This window comes from Kitasatospora sp. P5_F3 (genome assembly GCF_054049135.1).
The window spans coordinates 1-18,276 of the sequence record NZ_JBFUMY010000049.1; the positions used below are offsets into that span (position 1 = coordinate 1).

Here is an 18,276-nt window from a genome sequence, read left to right on the forward strand (position 1 = left end):
CCTCGACACCCCGGGGCTGCAGGCGCTCACCGGCCACAGGTACGGCGACCCGATCGAGCTCGACGTGGCCGGTGGCCCGGTGCTGGCCACCGGTGACCTGTTCGTCTCCGACCCGGCCGCCCGGGACCGGCTGGCCGAGAAGGCCGACCGCTCTGGTCCTGATCGCCGGGAACCGCATAGGGTGCGTCCCGCGTCGCCCGTGACGGAGAACACCTCCGACGGCGACCGGCCGAGCTCCTGGGAGCCGCCGGAACCTCAAGATCGGCGCAACTCGAGTGTGGCGGTCGGACCCGGCGGCCATACTGCTCGCAACGGACCGCACTCCGAACGCGGAGGGTCCACGGGGAGGGTGGGGCAGGTGGCGACACCGGTGGTGACAGGCGGGCGCACGCCGGCAGCGACAGCGACGGCGGCAACAGAGCCGGCGCCGGCAACCGCGCTGCAGCAACGGCTGCGACAGCTGACCGGCACCGCGCCGGCCCGGCTGCGCGCGGCCGGAGTGGTGCTGACCGTGCTGGTGCTGCTCTTCGGCGCCCTGACGGCCTGGCAGGTGAGCACCCGGGCCCGGGCCGCCGACCGGATGGTGACCACCAGTCAGCCGCTCAGCCAGGACGCCGCGGAGATCTACCGCTCACTGGCGGACGCCGACACCACGGCCGCCTCCGTCTTCCTGCTCGCCGGAGACGCCCCTCCGGCGCTCCGCGAGCGGTACGAACGTGACCTGGCCACCGCCGCCGAGCTGCTCGCCCGGGCCGCCGCCCGGACCGACGCCAGCTCGGAGGCCCAGCGCTGGGTCGCCGCGCTGAACCGGCAACTCCCGCAGTACGCGGGGCTGGTGGAGAGTGCCCGGGCGAACGACCGGCAGGGGCTGCCGCTCGGCGGCGCCTACCAGCGGTACGCCTCGAAGCAGATGCAGGGCACCATGCTGCCCGACGCGCAGAAGCTGGTGGAGGCGGAGAACCGGCGGCTGGACCAGGACTACTCGGTCGCCCACGACTTCCCCTGGACGGCACTCGGCTTCGGGCTGCTGGCACTCGGGGTGCTGGTGTGGTGCCAGGTGCTGCTGCTGCGCCGGACCAACCGGGTGTTCAACCCCGGCCTGCTGGCCGCCTCGGCGGCGGTGCTGGCCGGAGTGCTCTGGCTGAGCGGCGGCACGCTGTCGGCCGTCCTGGACCTCGAGGACGCCCACGGTCACGGCGCTGCCCCGCTGCGGGTGCTGAACAAGGCCCGGATCGAGGCACTGCAGTCCCGGACGGCGGAGAACCTGGACCTGGTGTCCCGGGGCGGCTCGGACTCGTACGACAAGGACTGGCAGAAGTACAGCACCGCCCTGGCCGGCGATCAGTCCGTCGACGGGAGCCGGGTGAACGGCGGCACTCTCGCGGCGGCCGGCTGGAACGCGCCCAAGGATGCACAGGCGGCACTGGAGCAGGCCACGAAGCTGTACCCGGCCTGGAGCGCCCGGCACCGGAAGGCCGAGGAGAGCGACTACTCGGCCGCCCTGCAGACCGTGGTCGGCCCGGCCGGGACGGAGACCAGCGAGGCCGCGTTCAACGCGCTGGACGAGCAGTTGGGCAAGGCGGCCGCAGCCGAGCTGGCGGTCTTCGAGGGGTCGGCGCACGGCGTCGACGGCGGGCTGACCGGGCTGGCGGTGGGCGCCGGAGTGCTGGCGCTGCTGGCGGCGGCGGGTGTGGCGGTCGGCCTCGGCCGCCGTCTGGCGGAGTACCGGTAGTGGTGAAGGGGGAGTCGACTGTGCGTACGGTTCGGACCAGGGCACTGGTCGTCGCTGCGGCACTGGCCGCCGGTCTGGTGGGGGCCGGAACCTCCCACGGCGTGCCGGGAGTTGTCGCCGCCGCTCCGGCCGCGGCTCCGCAGGTGCCGGCCGCCGAGCCGACCGGGGACTGCTCCGAGCAGACCCCGGCGCCCAGCTCGTCGCTGTCGGGGCGGAAGGTGCAGGAGATCCAGAGCAAGGGCACCCTCATCGTCGGCGTGGACCAGAACAGCTACAACTGGGGCTTCCGGAACCCGCAGAGCGGCCAGCTGGAGGGCTTCGACATCGAGCTGTCCCGGGCGATCGCCAAGGCCGTACTGGGCGACCCGGGCAAGGTCACCTTCCGGACGGTGACCACGGCCAAGCGGATCGAGGCGATCCGCAACGGGACGGTGGACATGGTGGTCCGCACCATGACCATCAACTGCGATCGCCGCAAGGAGATCGCGTTCTCCGCCCCGTACTTCTCCACCGGGCAGCGCATGGTGGTGCCGAGGTCGGACAAGTCGACCACGGTGGCCCAGGGGTTGAAGGGCAAGCGCGCCTGTGCGGCCCAGCAGTCCTCCTCCGAGACGGAGTTGAAGAAGCCCGGGTACGGCACCAGCTCGGTCACCATCGTGGAGAACCAGCTCGACTGCCTGGTGCTGATGCAGCTCGGCAAGGTCGACGCGACCCTGACCGACTCCTCCCTGGCCGCGGCCCAGTCCGCCCAGGACCCCACCGTCCGGCTGGTCGATGAGAACATCATCCCGGCGAAGCTCGGGATCGGCCTCAAGCAGGAGGACACCGACCTGACCGCGTTGGTGAACCAGATCCTGCTGGACTACCGGGCGAACGGCGGCTGGCGGGCCGCCTACGACCGCTGGCTGGCCCCGAGCATGGGCACCAACTCGGCGCCCTACCTGCCCTAGGTGACACCGTGAGACCGCGCACCGAGATACCGCGAGACTGGAAGGAATGACGTGGCGTTCGCAGGAGCTGCCGGCCCGGTGATGAGCCGGGAGGAGGTGGACCGCGCGCTGGCGCGGCTGGCGGCGGAGCGCGACGCGGTGGAGGCCGCGCTGCTGGCTCTGCAGGAGCACTCGGGCCGCCGGTTGCTGGAGGGTGCCCCGCTGAGCGGGCGGACCCTGGAGCGCTGGTCGGTGGCCGAGCCCGGCCTGACGCTGCTCTGGACCCTGTTCGACCGCTACGCGGAGGCGCTGGCCTCGGCGGTGGCCGTCCGGGCCCGCCGCAGCCGGCCCGGCGGGGCCGAGCTGGCCGAGCTGAGCGAGCTGCTCAGCGGGCCGGCCGTCACCGTCTCGGGCGGTCAACTCCCGGACAGCGGCGGCCCGGTGCCGGTCCGGCTGGTCGAGCGGCTCAGCCTGGCCGAGCTGCTGGACCGGATGAACGCCTGGTACGCGACGGTGTACGAGGTGGTGGCCGCCACCGACGCGGTCTGGTCGGCGCTGCCCGCCCGGATCGACCTGCTGCTGGCCGAGCTGGGCCGGGTCCGGATGCTCTCCGGCTCGGTCGGGGTGCGCTCGGGGGCCCACCCGCTGGCCGACGATCTGGACGGCCTGGAGCAGGAGTTGACCGAGCTGCGGGCCGAGGTGCGGACCGATCCGCTGGCGCTCTGGCGGCCCGGCCGGGTGCCCGCGCAGCGCGGCACCGGCGGCGGTGCCATCGGGCCCGGGTCGGTGGCCGGGGCGGTGGACACCGAGCGGTTCGACCGGGCCGGGCGCGCGCTGGACGGCGTCCGGATGGAGCTCGACGGGCTGCTCCGGCTGCGCGACGAGGCCCACGACCGGCTCCAGCAGGTCGGCGACCTGTTGCAACGGGCCGACGCCACGCTGGCCGAGGCCCGCCGGGCCCGCGGCGAGGTGCTCGCGAAGATCGCCGCGACCGAGGTGCCCGCCGTGCCGGGCCCGGCCTCGGCGCTGCGCGAACGGATCGGCCTCGCGGTCGAGTTGCAGCAGACCGGGCAGTGGCACCGGCTGGCCCCGCTGCTGGACACGCTGGAGGACGTGGCCGCCAAGGAACTCGGCCGGGCCCGCCAGTCGCTCACCGAGGTGGCCCAGCCGCTGGCGATCCGGGCCGAGCTGCGCGGGCGGCTGGAGGCGTACAAGGCGATGGCCGCCCGGCTCGGGGTGGCCGAGGACCCAGTGGTGATCGAACGCTTCGAGAAGGCCCGTTGGCTGCTCTGGAGCGCGCCGTGCGACCTGCGGGCGGCGGCCGAGGCGGTGGCCCGGTTCCAGCAGGCGCTGCGGCCGGCGGCTCCGGCCGCCCAGGCCGCTCCGATGGACCGGGCGGAGCGGGTCGGGCAGATGGACCAGTACCAGGACGGACAGGGGGATCAGGGCAATGGGTGAGACCTGCACCCGGCCGGAGTGCTCCGGCTCGGGGACGATCGACGGCGACGGCTACTGCGACGAGTGCGGGCTGGCTCCGCTGGCCTCGGCCTCGATCTCGGCCAAGGCTTCGGCTTCGGCTTCGAGTGCGGTTGTGGTGGCCGGGGCGACCTGCACCCGGGACTGCACCGGCACGATCGACACCGACGGCTACTGCGACGAGTGCGGGCTGGCCGCCGAGGCTGGCGCACTGCCGTTCGTCCCCTCGGCCCGGACCGAGCCGTACTCGGGCTCGGTCTCCTCCCGGACCATGTCCGGACGTTCCCGCTCGCACCGGTCCACCAGGACCGGCAGCGGCCGTTCGGTCTCGGTCCGCAGCAGCACCGGCAGCTCCGGCAGCGGCACCGGACGGCGCGGCAACCTGGGCGCCGGGCTGGTGACCGTCCCGAGCATCCCGTCGGCGGACCCGGGCGCGGCGGTGCTGACCGACCCTCAGGTGCCCGAGCGCAAGCGGTACTGCAGCAAGTGCGACGCCCCGGTCGGCCGGGAGAAGAACGGCGTCCCGGGCCGTCCGGACGGCTTCTGCACCAAGTGCGGTACGCCGTACTCGTTCACACCCAAGCTGACCAGGGGCGACCTGGTGGGCGGTCAGTACGAGGTGCTGGGCTGCCTGGCGCACGGCGGGCTCGGCTGGATCTACCTCGCGGTGGACCGCCGGGTGAACGACCGCTGGGTGGTGCTCAAGGGTCTGCTGGACACCGGGGACCAGGACGCCCTGGCGGTCGCCATCGCCGAACGCCGCTTCCTGGCCGAGGTGGACCACCCGAACATCGTCCGCATCATCAACTTCGTCGAGCACCCCGACCTGCGCTCCGGCTCCATCGACGGCTACATCGTGATGGAGTACATCGGCGGCAAGTCGCTCAAGGACATCGCCAACGAGCGCCGCACCCCGGACGGACGGCGCGAGCCGCTGCCGGTGGAGCAGGCGATCGCGTACGCGCTGGAGGCACTGCCCGCGCTCGGCTACCTGCACGCGCGGGGGCTGGTGTACTGCGACTTCAAGATCGACAACGTGATCCAGAGCGAGGACTCGCTCAAGATCATCGACCTCGGCGCGGTCTCCCGCTCCGGCGACGACGGCCCGGTCTACGGCACCGTCGGCTACCAGGCCCCGGAGATCGCCACCGACGGACCGTCGGTCGCCTCCGACATCTACACGGTGGCCCGCACGCTGGCCGTGCTGACCTTCGACTTCCAGGGCTACAACACCACCTTCAAGTTCGAGCTGCCCGGCCCCGAGCGGGTGCCGCTGTTCGCCCGGTACGAGTCGTACTACCGCCTGCTGGTCCGGGCCACCGACCCGGACCCGGCCCGCCGGTTCGGCTCCGCCGAGGAGATGGCCGACCAGCTCACCGGCGTGCTGCGGGAGCTGCTGGCGCTCCAGGACGGGCGGCCGCGCCCGGCGCAGTCCACCCTGTTCGGCCCGGAACTTCGGGTGGTGGACACCGAGCTGACGCCCGATCCGCTCGACCCGGCCGCCGCCGCCCTGGCCCTGCCGGTCCCCCGGGTCGACCCCGCCGACCCCGGGGCCGGCTTCCTGGCCACCCTGGTCGCCAGCGCGCCCGCCGAGGCGTTGGCCGCACTGGCCACCGCCCCGGCCGGCTCGGTCGAGCTCCGGCTGCGGGCACTCCGGGCCCACCTGGAGCTCGGCGCCCGGGTGGATGCCGAGACCGAGCTGCTGGCCCTGGAACAGGACCACGGCGACGACTGGCGGGTGGTCTGGTACCGCGGGCTGACCGAGCTGTCGGCCGGCCGGGCCGAGCAGGCCGCCGGGGCCTTCGACGCGGTCTACGACGCCTTCCCGGGTGAGGCCGCGCCCAAGCTGGCGCTGGCCGTCTGCGCCGAACTGCTCGGCAACGGCCAGGACGCCGCCGTGTTCTACCGCCTGGTCGGCAGCACCGACCGGGCCTACGTCAGCGCCGCCTTCGGCCTGGCCCGGGTGCTGCTCGCGGCCGGTGACCGGGCCGGTGCGGTGACGGCCCTGGAGGCGGTGCCCGAGGCGTCCACGCACTACACGGCCGCCCGGATCGCCACCCTGCGGGCCCGGCTGCGCGGGCGGGCCCCCGAGGAGCCGCTCGGGCCCGAACTGGCCCGCTGCTCGGCGCAGTTGACGGCGCTCTCGCTGGACGCCCGGCGGACCGAGGAGCTCTCGGTCGAGGTGCTGAACGCCTCGCTGGGCTGGGTACTGGCCGGTTCGGCGGGCGGCGTGGGTGGTTCGGGCAGCACGAACGACTCCGCCGGGGCCGGCGGCACGCTCGACGTGCTGGGACATCGGGCTGCTGAACGGGAACTGCGCTTCGCCCTGGAACACTCCTATCGAGTACTGGCGCGGTTGACCGACCGGGCCGAGATCAGGATCGAGATGGTGGAGCGGGCGAACCGTGCCCGCCCCCGGACGTGGGTGTGAACCGATGCCGCAGCAGCAGACCAGGTGCCCGAGCTGTGCCGAGCCGCTGGACCCCGAGGACGACTACTGCGGGGCCTGCGGCCTGAACGTGACCGGCGAGACGCCGCCGGCCGCCGTGCTGCCCGAACCGGCTGCCGCCACGGCGCCGGGCTGCGTGCACTGCGGCTCGGCGGAGCTGGCGGCGGACGGGTACTGCGAGAGCTGCGGCGGCGCCCAGCCCCGCCCGCGCGACCACCAGGAGCTGACCGCGGACGGCGTGGCCGGGGTCACCGACCGGGGCCTGCGACACCACCGCAACGAGGACGCCTTCACGGTGGCCGCCACCCACCTGCCCGGCGGCGAACCGGCCGTGCTCGCGGTGGTCTGCGACGGCGTCTCCTCCTCGGCCCGTCCTGACGAGGCGTCGGCCACCGCGGTCGAGGCGGCCTCCGCCCACCTGCTGACCGCCCTGCGGCGCGGGCGGCGTCCCGACCAGGCGATGCGGGAGGCGATCGGCGAGGCGGCCCGCGCGGTGGCCGAGCTGGCCAAGGACGGCGTCCGGACGCCGGGCGGCAGCCAGAACGCGCCCGCCTGCACCTACGTCAGCGCGATCTCCGCCGCCGGTCTGGTCACCATCGGCTGGGTCGGCGACACCAGGGCGTACTGGATCCCGGACGACCGGGAGTCCGCCGTGGCGTACCGGCTGACCGAGGACGACTCCTGGGCGGCCCGGGTGGTGGCGATCGGTCTGATGACCGAGGCCGAGGCGTACGCCGACCCGCGTGCGCACGCGATCACCGGCTGGCTGGGCGCGGACGCCGAGGAGATCGAGCCGCACACCGTGAGCTTCACCCCGCACGTGCCCGGCGTACTGCTGGTCTGCACCGACGGTCTGTGGAACTACGCCGAGGCCGCCGCCGACCTGGCCGAACGGGTCCGCCCCGACGCCCGGTCCGAACCGCTGGCCGCCGCGCGCGAACTGGTCGACTTCGCGGTGACGGCGGGCGGCCACGACAACATCACGGTGGCGGTGCTGCCGATCAGCCCGCCGGCCGAGACCACCCTGCGGACCGTTCCGCTGCAGGCCGCCGCTGCCGGGGCGGCGCCGCTCCACTCGTCCCCGACCCTGCAGCTCCACCGGCCCGGCAGCGGAAGCTGACGGCCGCTCAGCCGCCTGCCCCACACCTCGCACTTGTCCGCCCGTCCGCCGAACCACTGATTGCTCGACAGGAGCAGCGATGGCCGTTCTGTCCCGGTCCCACCCGAGTTTCAGCGTCGACATCTACCAGAACGAGTACCTGGCCGAAGGCGCCCGCGAGGTGAACGCGATCGTCACCGTCACCGCGACCGGTGGCGGCACCTCGGGCGGGCAGCCGCTGGCCCGGGACACCGGTGCGGCGGCGGCCGTGGTGATCATGGTCGACTGCTCGGGTTCGATGGACTACCCCGCGGCCAAGCTGCGCAACGCCCGGGAGGCCACCGGCGTCGCCATCGACACCATCCGCGACGGCGTCGCCTTCGCCGTGGTGGCCGGCACCCACGAGGCCAAGGACGTCTACCCGGGCGGCGGCAAGCTGGCGATCGCCGACCAGGCCACCCGGGCCCAGGCCAAGGAGGCGCTGCGCAAGCTGACCGCCAACGGCGGCACCGCGATCGGCACCTGGCTGACCAAGGCCAAGCAGCTCTTCGACAGCCGGGCCGACATAGCGATCCGGCACGGCATCCTGCTCACCGACGGCCGCAACGAGCACGAGAAGCCGGCCGACCTGGAGCGGGTGCTCGGCCAGGCCGCGGGCGCCTTCACGGTGGACTGCCGGGGCGTCGGCACCGACTGGGAGGTGACCGAGCTGCGCAAGATCGCCTCGGCGCTGCTGGGCACCGTGGACATCGTCGCCGAACCGTCCGGGCTGGCCGACGACTTCCAGCAGATGATGGTACAGGCGATGGGCAAGCAGGTCGCCGATGTGGCGCTGCGGGTCTGGACCCCGGCCAACGCGGTGATCAAGTTCGTCAAGCAGGTCACCCCGAACCTGGAGGACCTGACGGACCGTCGGGCCGATGCCGGGCCGCGGGCCGGGGACTACCCGACCGGCTCCTGGGGTGACGAGAGCCGCGACTACCACGTCTGCATCGAGGTGCCCTCCGCCGAGGTCGGCAACGAGATGCTGGCCGCCCGGATCAGCCTGCTGATCCCGCAGCCCGACGGGACGGCCGAGGTGCTCTCCCAGGGTCTGGTGCGCGCGGTCTGGACCGACGACCTGGCCTCCTCGACCCGGATCAGCCCGCAGGTCGCCCACTTCACCGGCCAGGCCGAGCTGGCCTCCTCCATCCAGGAGGGGCTGGAGGCGCACCGCGCGGGCGACGTCGACCTGGCAACGGCCAAGCTCGGCGCGGCCGTTCGGATCGCGCACCGGACCGGCAACGAGAGCACCTTCAAGCTGCTGCAGAAGGTGGTCGACGTGGTCGATCCGAAGGAGGGTACCGTTCGGTTCCGTAAGAACGTGAGCGAGGCCGACTCGATGACGCTGGACACCCGGTCGACCAAGACCGTCCGGGTGAAGAAGTGACCGGCTCGGGGGGCCGAACCGGAACGCTGGAGATGTGGGGGACCTGATGCCGATCTGCCCTAGGGGCCACGAGTCGCAGGCCGAGGACTGGTGCGACTTCTGCGGCTTTCCGATGACCCCTCCGCCGGGACTGGCGGTGCCGGGCTCGTCGCCGTTCGCCAGCGGGCACACCCAGCCGCAGGGCGTACCGACCGGCCAGCCGAACACCCCGCCCGCGCCGCAGTACACCCAGCCCGGGCAGCCGGGGCAGGGAGCCGCGCCGCAGCAGTACACCCAGCCGGGCCAGGCCGGGCAGCTGGGTCAGGCCGGGCAGCCGGGCCAGTCGGCGCCGTACGCACAGGCCGGGCAGTTCACCCAGGCCGACCTCACGGCAGGCATGCTCACCTGCCCGATCTGCCGGACCCCGCAGACCGGCCGGTACTGCGAGGAGTGCGGCTTCGACTACGAGCTCTCCTCGCCCGCGAGCCAGCAACAGCAGCGGCCGACCTCGGGGTACGGCTTCCCGCCGCCCGCCCCCGTGCCGGTGCCCACACCCAGCCCTTACCAGCCGCCGGTGCCGCCGCCCCCGCCGATGCCCAGCCCGTACCAGCCGCCGCAGCCACCGCCCGCGCCGACCCCGGAGCCCTCGCCGTTCCCGCCGGTCGGTACGCAGGCCGGCCACGGGCAGTTCGAACCGCAGGCCGATCCGTTCGGGAAGGGCCCGGCATTCCAGGGCTCGGAGGGTCTGGAGAGCTTCGACTCGGGCCCGACCTACGCGCAGCCGGGCAGCGCCCCGGGTGACGAGTTCGGCACCTCCTTCCACCTGCAGCCGCCGGGCACTCCCCCGGCCAGGTCGACCTGGATCGCGGTGGTCACGGCCGACCGCGACTACTTCACCGACATGATGGCGCGCAGTGGTCCGGAGGCGGCCGGACTGTTCTTCCCGCCGTACTGCCCCGAGCGCCGGATCCCGCTCACCGGCCGTGGCCAGCTCCGGATCGGCCGCCGCAGCCAGCACCGGGGCACCGTGCCGGAGATCGACCTCTCCGTCCCGCCGGAGGACCCGGGCGCCTCGCACCAGCACGCGCTGCTGGCCGAACAGGCCGACGGCAGCTGGGTGCTGGTCGACCAGGACTCCACCAACGGCACCACGGTGAACGGCGGCCCGGAGGCGGTGACCCCGCACACCGCGATCCCGCTGAACGACGGCGACCGGGTGCACATCGGCGCCTGGACCACGATCACCCTGCACCGCGCCTGACAGTCCGTCGGTGGGGGSKCCGGCCCCCCCCCCCCGGGGGAGGGGGGCCGGGCGGCGAGCCGACCTTCCGACGGCTGGTGCACGTCTTCTACCAGGGTGTCGCCGAGGACGAGCTGCTGCGCCCGATGTACCCGGAGGGGGACCTCGGCCCGGCCGAGGAGCGGCTGACCCTGTTCCTGATGCAGTACTGGGGCGGCCCCCGCACGTACAGCGAGGAGCGCGGCCACCCCCGGCTGCGGATGCGCCACGTCCCGTTCAAGGTCGACCAGGCCGCTCACGACGCCTGGCTGCGCCACATGCGCACGGCTGTGGACACCCTTGAGCTCCCCGCCGACGCCGAGCGCCAGCTCTGGGACTACCTCACCTACGCCGCCGCCTCGATGGTCAACACGGCGGGCTGACCCGGGGCGGGCAAGCGGTGACCGTCAGCGCAGCGGGCTGAGCCCGAGGCCGCTGCCCGGGGCGGCGGTACGCAGCGCGACCGAGCCGGCCGGGGCGCTCAGCCGCAGCCAGCTGCCGGAGCGGTGCGCGGTGAGCGTGGCGTCCGGGGTGAGGAAGCCGATCACGTACGCGGCGTGCGCGGCCCGGAGCGGGAGTTCGGGTACCGCGCCGAGCGGGCGGGACCAGATCTCGTCGGCGAGCGCGTCGAGCGCCGCGCGGGTCCGGTGGTGCTCCGGGATCTCGGCGGTGCGTTGCTTGAACTCCCGTACGGCGGACATCAGTTCCGGCATCACCGCGGGTGCGGTGGTGGCGTCGATCCGCTCCCAGCGCGAGCGCGGCGGCAGCAGCCCGGCCCAGGCCGGGCCGGTGACGGGAGTGGGCAGGCCGAGCACAGCGGCCGACTCGTCGATGCTCTCCAGCAACTGTCCGGCGGAGACGGTCAGATCGGCCTCCGCGACATCCTCGCCGAGCAGCCGGGCGCTGCGCACGGCCAGCACCCCTGAGCCACCCAGCGGCAACCGTCCGAAGACCGCCAGCACCGGCCCCTGCTCGGCCCGGACGGCCTGCAGACGTACGGCGGCGGCCCGGTCGAAGCGCAGCAGCCGCTCCAGGAACGCCGCCAGGTCGGCGGCCTCCGTGGCGTCGGCGAGCGGAAGGCGGGAGGCGGTCAACGGATCAGCTCACTCGGGTACGGGGGCGGTGACGAGTTCGGGCAGCCACAGCGGGATCAGGCGGCGGCAGCGGCCGGGGTCTGCTCGGCCCCGTCCACGAACCGGCCGAGGAACTCCCGCTCCACCGGGCTGATCCGACGCGGGCGGCCGGCCGCCAGGTCGTAGGGGACCACCACGGTGGAGGCCCGGACGTAGACCGTCTCGGTGCCGTCCTCGGCGGTGTCCTTGATCTCGTAGGAGACGGTCAGCGAGGCGCCGCCGATCTTGGTCACCCAGGTCTCGATGGTCACCGGCTCCGGCCGGTGCACCAGCGGGCGCTTGTAGTCGATCTCGTGCCGGGCCACCACCGAGCCACCCGCGAACTCCCCGGCGCCGGCGGCGGCGGCCTGGGTGAACATGAAGTCGATCCGGGCCTCCTCCAGGTAGCGCAGGAAGACCACGTTGTTCACGTGTCCGAAGGCGTCCATGTCGGACCACCGCAGGGGGCAGGCGTAGATGTGGCGTGCCACGGTCGATCTCCTCAATCCGATTGCCCGTCAGGACCGGTTACCCGCCGGTAGCTCACGGGCGGCGGCCCGGCAGGCCACCCCAGGGGCAGCCTGCCGGGCCGGTATTGCACCAACGTGTCAGTCCCGGGTCAGCTTCCGGTAGGTGGCCCGGTGCGGGCGGGCGGCGTCGGAGCCGAGCCGCTCGATCTTGTTCTTCTCGTACGACTCGAAGTTGCCCTCGAACCAGAACCACTTGCTGTCACCCTCGTACGCGAGGATGTGGGTGGTCACCCGGTCCAGGAACCACCGGTCGTGGGAGATGACCACGGCGCAGCCGGGGAACTCCAGCAGCGCGTTCTCCAGCGAGGACAGGGTCTCGACGTCGAGGTCGTTGGTGGGCTCGTCGAGGAGCAGCAGGTTGCCGCCCTGCTTGAGGGTCAGCGCCAGGTTGAGGCGGTTGCGCTCACCACCGGAGAGCACCCCGGCCGGCTTCTGCTGGTCCGGCCCCTTGAAGCCGAACGCCGAGACGTAAGCGCGGGACGGCATCTCGACGTTGCCGACGTTGATCCAGTCCAGGCCGTCGGAGACGACCTCCCAGAGCGTCTTCTTCGGGTCGATGTTGGCGCGCGACTGGTCGACGTAGCTGATCTTGACCGTCTCGCCGACCTTGACACTGCCGGAGTCCGGCTTCTCCATGTCGAGCAGCATCTTGAACAGCGTGGTCTTGCCGGCGCCGTTCGGGCCGATCACGCCGACGATGCCGTTGCGCGGCAGGGTGAAGCTCAGGTTGTCGATCAGCAGCTTCTCGCCGAAGGACTTCGAGAGGCGCTCGGTCTCGATCACGATGGCGCCCAGGCGCGGGCCCGGCGGGATCTGGATCTCCTCGAAGTCCAGCTTCCGCATCTTGTCGGCCTCGGCCGCCATCTCCTCGTAACGGGCGAGGCGGGCCTTGGACTTGACCTGACGGCCCTTGGCGTTGGAGCGGACCCACTCCAGCTCCTCCTTGAGCCGCTTGGCGCGCTTGGCGTCCTTCTGGCCCTCGACCTTGAGACGGGTCTGCTTCGTCTCCAGGTAGGTGGAGTAGTTGCCTTCGTAGGGGTAGGCGCGACCGCGGTCGAGCTCCAGGATCCACTGGGCGACGTTGTCCAGGAAGTACCGGTCGTGGGTGACCGCGACCACGGTGCCCTTGTACTTCTCGAGGTGCTGCTCCAGCCAGTTCACCGACTCGGCGTCGAGGTGGTTGGTGGGCTCGTCGAGCAGCAGCAGGTCGGGCGCCTCGAGCAGCAGCTTGCAGAGCGCGACGCGGCGGCGCTCACCACCGGAGAGCTTGGTGACCGGCCAGTCGCCGGGCGGGCAGCCCAGCGCGTCCATGGCCTGCTCCAGCTGGGCGTCCAGGTCCCACGCCTCGGCGTGGTCCAGGTCCTCCTGGAGCTTGCCCATCTCGTCGAGGAGCGCGTCGGAGTAGTCCGTCGCCATCAGCTCGGCGATCTCGTTGAAGCGGTTGAGCTTGCCCTTGATCTCCTTGACGCCGTCCTCGACGTTCTCCAGGACGCTCTTGGACTCGTCGAGCGGGGGCTCCTGAAGGAGCATGCCGACGGTGAAGCCCGGCGAGAGGAAGGCATCGCCGTTCGAGGGCTGCTGCAGGCCGGCCATCATCTTCAGCACCGTGGACTTACCAGCACCGTTCGGGCCGACGACACCGATCTTCGCCCCGGGGAGGAAGCTCAGCGTCACGTCGTCAAGGATGACCTTGTCGCCAATGGCCTTGCGCACCTTGCGCATGGTGTAGATGTATTCCGCCACGTGAGATCGCTCCGGCGTCGTCGGTGAGTATTCGGGTTACAGCCTTCCATTGTGCCGCACGCGGCGGACGCCCCCGAACGTGATCTCCGGGAACGGGACCGGCCCCGCCCCCTCGCTGCGGAGGGAACGGGGCCGGATCAGCTCCGGGCTGCGGATCCGCCGGTCAGGCCTCAGCCGGTCAGGCGCGGCTGTGGCGGCCGCGGCGGCGCAGGGTGAAGACCGCGGCGGCACCGGCGAGCACCAGGGCACCGGCGATACCGGCGAGCAGCGGAGTCTGGCCGCCACCACCGGTGTTGGCCAGCACCGGGCCGGTCGGGCTGGCCGACGGGGCCTTCGGGGTCGGCGAGCTCGCGGTGTCGGTCTTGCAGTTCAGGACGCCCTTGAACTGCTGCTTGAAGCCGTTCGGACCCGTGACGGTGATGTCGTAGGCGGTGTCCTCGGCGACCTTGACCGGGACACTCTTGGTGCCACCCGGCGGAACGGTGACGGTCTGGCCGGACAGGGTGAAGGTGAAGTCCTGGTCACCGTTGTTGGCGGCGGTCACCACCACGGCGCCCTGCGCGCAGTCGACCTTGGCGGAGACGGCCGGGATCGGGCCGGTGGGGGCCCAGTTGACCGGCGCCGAGGCGCTCGCGGGGACCGGCTTGGTGCCGGCCAGGATCAGCGTCTGGCTGTGCTTGCCGTCCTTCTCGCCGAGGAAGGCTCGACCGACCGAGACCTCGGTGGTGGCCTCTGCGATGATCTTCGCCTGCCCGGCCGGGGCACCCGCCGGGGTCTTCGCGAAGATCTGCTGACCGGACGCGGCCTCGGTGATGACCTTCCCGTCCTTGTCGGTGATGGTGACGCCCGCCTGCTTGCCGGCGTCGTCCAGCCGGAGCTTCACCTTGGCGGCGGTCGACTTCACCGTGATCGGGCCCAGCAGCGCGCCGCTCTTGCCGGCGGCGGTGCCATCGAGGCTGATCGTCCAGCTGGGCTCGGAGCCCGGGTTGATCCCCGCGACGCTGTCCATCAGGTACTTGGTGAGCTTCTTGGCCTCCTCGTCCAGCGGAGTCGCCGTGACGCCGTCGGAGAAGTGCCAGATGGCCGCCTGGGTGCCTGCTGCGGCGTCGTCGTCGGTCAGCCCCGTCAGGTCGGCGGCGGTCGGGGCCGCCTTGGCCTCGGCCTGCAGCTGCGGGACCGTCAGGTTGGGGAAGGAGTGCAGCAGGATCCACTTGATCTGCGCGGCCTCCTTCGCCTTGTTGTGCAGCGAGGTCGCAGACCAGTCGGCCTCGCGGTAGGTGGCGTCCTTCAGCGTGTCGTTCCGCAGGTCGATGCAGTACGCCAGCAGGTGCTTGTTCTCGTCCGTCTCCGTGCTCGGCAGGAGCCGGAACACACCACCCGAGATGGGCTGCTTGTCGTTGTTGACCTGGATCGGGCCGCGGAACTTCAGCCCGCCCAACAGCTTGGCCGTGGTGCCCGAGCTGGACGGCTCGGCCGACGCACCAGTGGCCAGCGCACCCCCGACCATCAGGCTCGACGCGAGCATGACACCAGCTATGCGGAACAACGCCCGCCCCTGCTTGTGGAACATCTAGTGACCCCTCCGGGCTGGGCCGTGCCGATGGCAGCCCGCCTTGCATAGCGACGCACTCTGTGACACCGCCGCACTTGTGTGAACCAGACGCATCCTATTGACCGCGGGCCGCTGGCAAACCTTCGTGCCAAACGCGGACGATTCCGTATCTATATTGTTATCAAGCAGCTCATCGCAGCGGTGTACTGACGACCCGCCAGTTTCTCACTCCCAATCAGGAGTCTTTCGGGCCAGGCACTCCGGCGGGCCCGAAGTGCCGAACAGTGAGCAGCTCCGGTCTCAGCCGACAGCTACTCGATCACTACTTGCAATTTCGTCACCTGCCGACTTCACCTCCCGCACACCATCGGCCACTTGGGCCTCAGTCGCCTCCCCCGCACCGACCGCCAGGGGCCGCGCCCCGTCGGCCGCCCGGGTCGCCGCCCCCGCCACCGCCACCTGTCGGGACTCGACCGCGGCGACGATCCACTCCGGCACCGCCTGCCCGGCCGACGCCTGGCCGGGCAGGGCGCCGGCGAGCGCGCCGGGACCGGCACCGGACGGGGCCGCGGGCAGGGCGACGGACTCCTCTCGACCCGAACGACCCAACACCAGTTCGGGTTTGGCCTGGACCGCCCAGCGGAACGCGGTCGTCCCGCGGCCGAGATCGTGACCGACCACCCGGGCGTCGATCTCCACCACGCAGCGCCGCTTCTCCGCCTCGCCCCACTCCCGGACCCGCAGCCGCCCGCTGACCACCACCGGGTCGCCCTTGCTGAGCGAGCTCACCACATTGGCCGCCAGCCAGCGCCAGGCGGTGACGGTCACCCAACTCGTCTCGCCGTCCACCCAGTCACCCTTCTCACGGTCGTAGCGGCGCTCGGTGGCGGCCATCCGGAAGTTCGCCACCGGGACTCCGGCGGCGGTTTGCGAGTAGCTCACCACCGTGGCGACATTGCCGATCATGGTCACCATGGTCTCGTTCATCGGAACACCCTCCGTCCATCGGGAATCACCGTGTGAAATCACCCGCCGAGGAGAGGATGCCGGTCCGGGGAAAACGATCCTGGCCGTTTCGAAATCCTGGGGAAAACTCCCACATGTGGATAACCGGCCTCACTCTCCGGAGTGAATCGACCCCGATTTCCAGCTGACCCGCCGTCAGCTTTTCGGGGCCATGACAAGTGCTGGCCGGGCCTGCCGCCGGGCGGTGCTCCCCGAAGGGGTGGCCGGTCGGCGCATCCGCGCACGTCATCCGACCGAAGGAAGCCAAAACCTTCCCCCACCCGTCCCTCCGGCCGACCCATTCTCCGCACCGAATCCATAACAGGTGGGGCGACAGCCCCGTAACGACTGCACAACGTCCGGCGCCAGAAGCCTCCAGGGCGCTGCATGCCAGGCCGCCACCTGCGATTATCGGACCGCTCAACCGGTGCCGACACACCACGCGGGGTGCTCGAAGACCCGGCTGAGTATCTGGGCTCCCTTATCCTGTCCCGGACCCCGCAGGCCGACCGAAGCCCACCCGGGCCGATGTCGTCACGCCCCCATAGCTCAGCGGATAGAGCACCCGCCTTCTAAGCGGTAGGTCGCAGGTTCGAATCCTGCTGGGGGCACCAGCACCGACCCGCCCCGGCACCACCACGGCCCCACGGCCCGGGTGCCGCTCGGTCGCTCGGTCGCTCGGCCTCAGAGCCCGTCCAGGTAGCGGTCCAGCAGCTCGACCTGCCGCTCCGGCGGGAACTCGTCCGGAGCGAACAGCGCCTGCACCACCAGCCCCAGCACAAAGCTCTGGGCCCCCGCCGCCACCTCCTCAACGCTCGCCTCCCCCGCCAGCTCGCCCTGCTCCCTGGCCTGCGCGACCAGCTCGGTGAGCCGCTCCCGGGCCCGGCGGTAGCGGGCGGCGTGATCGGCCGCCAGCTCCGGGTCGGTCAGCGCCGCGTCCCAAGAGCCGACCCAGATCCGGTTGCCGGCCACCCCGTCCGGCGTCAGCGGCAGGATGTCCAGCAGAACGGCCCGCAGCAGCGCCCGCCCGCCCTCGGCCGACGAGGTGCGCTCGGCCGCCGGGCGCGGCCGCTCCAGGTTGTGCCGGTCGAGCAGGTCCAGTGCGTACGCCAGCAGAGCCCGCTTGTTCGGGAAGTAGTGGGTGAGCAGCCCGGTGCTGGCGTTCAGTTCGGCCGCCACCGCGCGGAGCGTCAGGCCGCCGAAGCCGCGGTCGGCCAGCACCCGCCAGACCGCCGCCGAGACGTCGGACCGGCGGGCGTCATGGTCTCCACGGGCTGGCGTCATGGCGCTAGGGTACCTACCAAACGTTTGTTATGTACGTCCGACCATCCGCACGCACCCGTCCGACCATCCGCCCGGGGAGGGCCCCATGTACGCCGTACCGCTCACCGACGACGCCGAGCTGCGCCCCCTCCAGCCTTGGCAGGCCACCGAGTTCCTGGCCCACATGGACCGGGCCAGGGCCAACGTCGACCCGTGGATCCCGTGGGCCACCCGCACCACGGACCTCGAGTCCGCCGGCAGGACGCTGCAGGGCTACGCCGACCGGCAGGCCACCGACACCGGCGAGCTGTTCGGCATCTGGCTGGACGGGACGCTGGTGGGCGGCGTGATGTTCGTGTCCTTCGACGCCAAGGGCGGCAGGTGCGAGATCGGCGCCTGGTGCGAGCCGGCCGGTCAGGGCCGGGGTCTGATCACGGCCGCCGTCCGGCGACTGCTCGACCACGCCTTCACGGTGCGCGGCCTGCACCGGGCGGAGTGGTGGAACAGCACGGTCAACACCCGCAGCCGGGCGGTCGCTCAGAAGCTCGGCATGCACCTGGACGGGACGCTGCGTGAGCACGTCGAGTTCCAGGGCGTCCGGCAGGACTACGAGATCTGGTCGATGCTCGCCTCCGAGTGGCAGAAAACCAAGTGACAGCCGGGCCGGGCCGGTTGAGGATGAGCGACTGACGACCCACC

Annotated in this window: 15 protein-coding genes and 1 tRNA gene; 10 read left to right on the forward strand and 6 right to left on the reverse strand. The window is 72.1% G+C overall.

Annotated features, from left to right (window positions below; all coding sequences use genetic code 11):
• The 8 genes from ACXJMZ_RS25315 to ACXJMZ_RS25350 form a co-directional block, all read left to right on the forward strand.
• A partial coding sequence (locus ACXJMZ_RS25315) for a hypothetical protein (protein ID WP_457032354.1) occupies nucleotides 1-1,732 on the forward strand: 1,732 nt, incomplete at its 5' end.
• Nucleotides 1,733-1,752: 20 nt separating this feature from the next.
• Nucleotides 1,753-2,682: a glutamate ABC transporter substrate-binding protein gene (locus ACXJMZ_RS25320; protein WP_457032355.1), complete on the forward strand. Its 930-nt coding sequence runs from the start codon at nucleotides 1,753-1,755 to the stop codon at nucleotides 2,680-2,682.
• A gap of 81 nt (nucleotides 2,683-2,763) precedes the next feature.
• Nucleotides 2,764-4,119, forward strand: coding sequence for a hypothetical protein (locus ACXJMZ_RS25325; RefSeq protein ID WP_457032385.1), 1,356 nt, complete (start codon nucleotides 2,764-2,766; stop codon nucleotides 4,117-4,119).
• Nucleotides 4,112-6,568: a tetratricopeptide repeat protein gene (locus ACXJMZ_RS25330; protein WP_457032356.1), complete on the forward strand. Its 2,457-nt coding sequence runs from the start codon at nucleotides 4,112-4,114 to the stop codon at nucleotides 6,566-6,568. Before ACXJMZ_RS25325 ends, ACXJMZ_RS25330 begins: the two co-directional genes overlap by 8 nt.
• Before the next feature lie 4 nt (nucleotides 6,569-6,572).
• Nucleotides 6,573-7,706 (forward strand): protein phosphatase 2C domain-containing protein, encoded by a 1,134-nt coding sequence (locus ACXJMZ_RS25335; RefSeq protein ID WP_457032357.1) that lies wholly within the window; start codon nucleotides 6,573-6,575, stop codon nucleotides 7,704-7,706.
• Nucleotides 7,707-7,785: 79 nt separating this feature from the next.
• The gene (locus tag ACXJMZ_RS25340; protein ID WP_457032358.1) at nucleotides 7,786-9,114 is read left to right on the forward strand and encodes a vWA domain-containing protein; all 1,329 of its coding nucleotides are present in this window, start codon (nucleotides 7,786-7,788) and stop codon (nucleotides 9,112-9,114) included.
• A gap of 112 nt (nucleotides 9,115-9,226) precedes the next feature.
• The gene (locus tag ACXJMZ_RS25345; protein ID WP_457032359.1) at nucleotides 9,227-10,354 is read left to right on the forward strand and encodes an FHA domain-containing protein; all 1,128 of its coding nucleotides are present in this window, start codon (nucleotides 9,227-9,229) and stop codon (nucleotides 10,352-10,354) included.
• Nucleotides 10,351-10,755 carry a globin gene (locus tag ACXJMZ_RS25350; RefSeq protein ID WP_457032386.1) on the forward strand — a complete coding sequence of 135 codons (405 nt, stop codon included), beginning with the start codon at nucleotides 10,351-10,353 and terminating at the stop codon, nucleotides 10,753-10,755. The genes ACXJMZ_RS25345 and ACXJMZ_RS25350 overlap by 4 nt, the downstream gene beginning before the upstream one ends.
• Before the next feature lie 24 nt (nucleotides 10,756-10,779).
• On the opposite strand, the gene ACXJMZ_RS25355 is transcribed toward ACXJMZ_RS25350, so the two are convergent.
• The 5 genes from ACXJMZ_RS25355 to ACXJMZ_RS25375 all read right to left on the reverse strand — a co-directional run bounded on the left by ACXJMZ_RS25355 (nucleotide 10,780) and on the right by ACXJMZ_RS25375 (nucleotide 16,296).
• On the reverse strand, nucleotides 10,780-11,466 hold the full coding sequence (locus ACXJMZ_RS25355) for a hypothetical protein (protein WP_457032360.1): 687 nt from the start codon (nucleotides 11,464-11,466) through the stop codon (nucleotides 10,780-10,782).
• Nucleotides 11,467-11,522: 56 nt separating this feature from the next.
• Nucleotides 11,523-11,975 (reverse strand): acyl-CoA thioesterase, encoded by a 453-nt coding sequence (locus ACXJMZ_RS25360; RefSeq protein WP_057229948.1) that lies wholly within the window; start codon nucleotides 11,973-11,975, stop codon nucleotides 11,523-11,525.
• Nucleotides 11,976-12,092: 117 nt separating this feature from the next.
• Nucleotides 12,093-13,757, reverse strand: a complete 1,665-nt coding sequence (ettA, locus tag ACXJMZ_RS25365) for an energy-dependent translational throttle protein EttA (RefSeq protein WP_457032361.1) — start codon at nucleotides 13,755-13,757, stop codon at nucleotides 12,093-12,095.
• Nucleotides 13,758-13,935: 178 nt separating this feature from the next.
• Nucleotides 13,936-15,282, reverse strand: a complete 1,347-nt coding sequence (locus ACXJMZ_RS25370) for a Cys-Gln thioester bond-forming surface protein (RefSeq protein WP_457032362.1) — start codon at nucleotides 15,280-15,282, stop codon at nucleotides 13,936-13,938.
• A 327-nt stretch (nucleotides 15,283-15,609) separates the two neighbouring features.
• On the reverse strand, nucleotides 15,610-16,296 hold the full coding sequence (locus tag ACXJMZ_RS25375) for a single-stranded DNA-binding protein (RefSeq protein ID WP_457032363.1): 687 nt from the start codon (nucleotides 16,294-16,296) through the stop codon (nucleotides 15,610-15,612).
• Nucleotides 16,297-16,852: 556 nt separating this feature from the next.
• Between ACXJMZ_RS25375 and ACXJMZ_RS25380 the strand changes: the two genes are divergently transcribed.
• Nucleotides 16,853-16,928 (forward strand) — tRNA-Arg (locus tag ACXJMZ_RS25380).
• A gap of 70 nt (nucleotides 16,929-16,998) precedes the next feature.
• Here the strand turns inward: ACXJMZ_RS25380 and ACXJMZ_RS25385 are convergent.
• Nucleotides 16,999-17,598 carry a TetR/AcrR family transcriptional regulator gene (locus tag ACXJMZ_RS25385; protein ID WP_457032364.1) on the reverse strand — a complete coding sequence of 200 codons (600 nt, stop codon included), beginning with the start codon at nucleotides 17,596-17,598 and terminating at the stop codon, nucleotides 16,999-17,001.
• Between the two features lie 85 nt (nucleotides 17,599-17,683).
• Between ACXJMZ_RS25385 and ACXJMZ_RS25390 the strand changes: the two genes are divergently transcribed.
• Nucleotides 17,684-18,232, forward strand: a complete 549-nt coding sequence (locus tag ACXJMZ_RS25390; RefSeq protein WP_457032365.1) for a GNAT family N-acetyltransferase — start codon at nucleotides 17,684-17,686, stop codon at nucleotides 18,230-18,232.
• The last annotated feature ends 44 nt before the right edge of the window (nucleotides 18,233-18,276 follow it).

Bases quoted from the DNA above. Each gene is read 5' to 3' on its own strand.
- ACXJMZ_RS25325 (WP_457032385.1), top strand. From the start codon at position 2,764: ATGAGCCGGGAGGAGGTGGACCGCGCGCTGGCGCGGCTGGCGGCGGAG.
- ACXJMZ_RS25330 (WP_457032356.1), top strand. From the start codon at position 4,112: ATGGGTGAGACCTGCACCCGGCCGGAGTGCTCCGGCTCGGGGACGATC.
- ACXJMZ_RS25335 (WP_457032357.1), top strand. From the start codon at position 6,573: ATGCCGCAGCAGCAGACCAGGTGCCCGAGCTGTGCCGAGCCGCTGGAC.
- ACXJMZ_RS25340 (WP_457032358.1), top strand. From the start codon at position 7,786: ATGGCCGTTCTGTCCCGGTCCCACCCGAGTTTCAGCGTCGACATCTAC.
- ACXJMZ_RS25345 (WP_457032359.1), top strand. From the start codon at position 9,227: ATGACCCCTCCGCCGGGACTGGCGGTGCCGGGCTCGTCGCCGTTCGCC.
- ACXJMZ_RS25370 (WP_457032362.1), bottom strand. From the start codon at position 15,282: ATGCTCGCGTCGAGCCTGATGGTCGGGGGTGCGCTGGCCACTGGTGCG.
- ACXJMZ_RS25375 (WP_457032363.1), bottom strand. From the start codon at position 16,296: ATGAACGAGACCATGGTGACCATGATCGGCAATGTCGCCACGGTGGTG.
- ACXJMZ_RS25385 (WP_457032364.1), bottom strand. From the start codon at position 17,598: ATGACGCCAGCCCGTGGAGACCATGACGCCCGCCGGTCCGACGTCTCG.
- ACXJMZ_RS25390 (WP_457032365.1), top strand. From the start codon at position 17,684: ATGTACGCCGTACCGCTCACCGACGACGCCGAGCTGCGCCCCCTCCAG.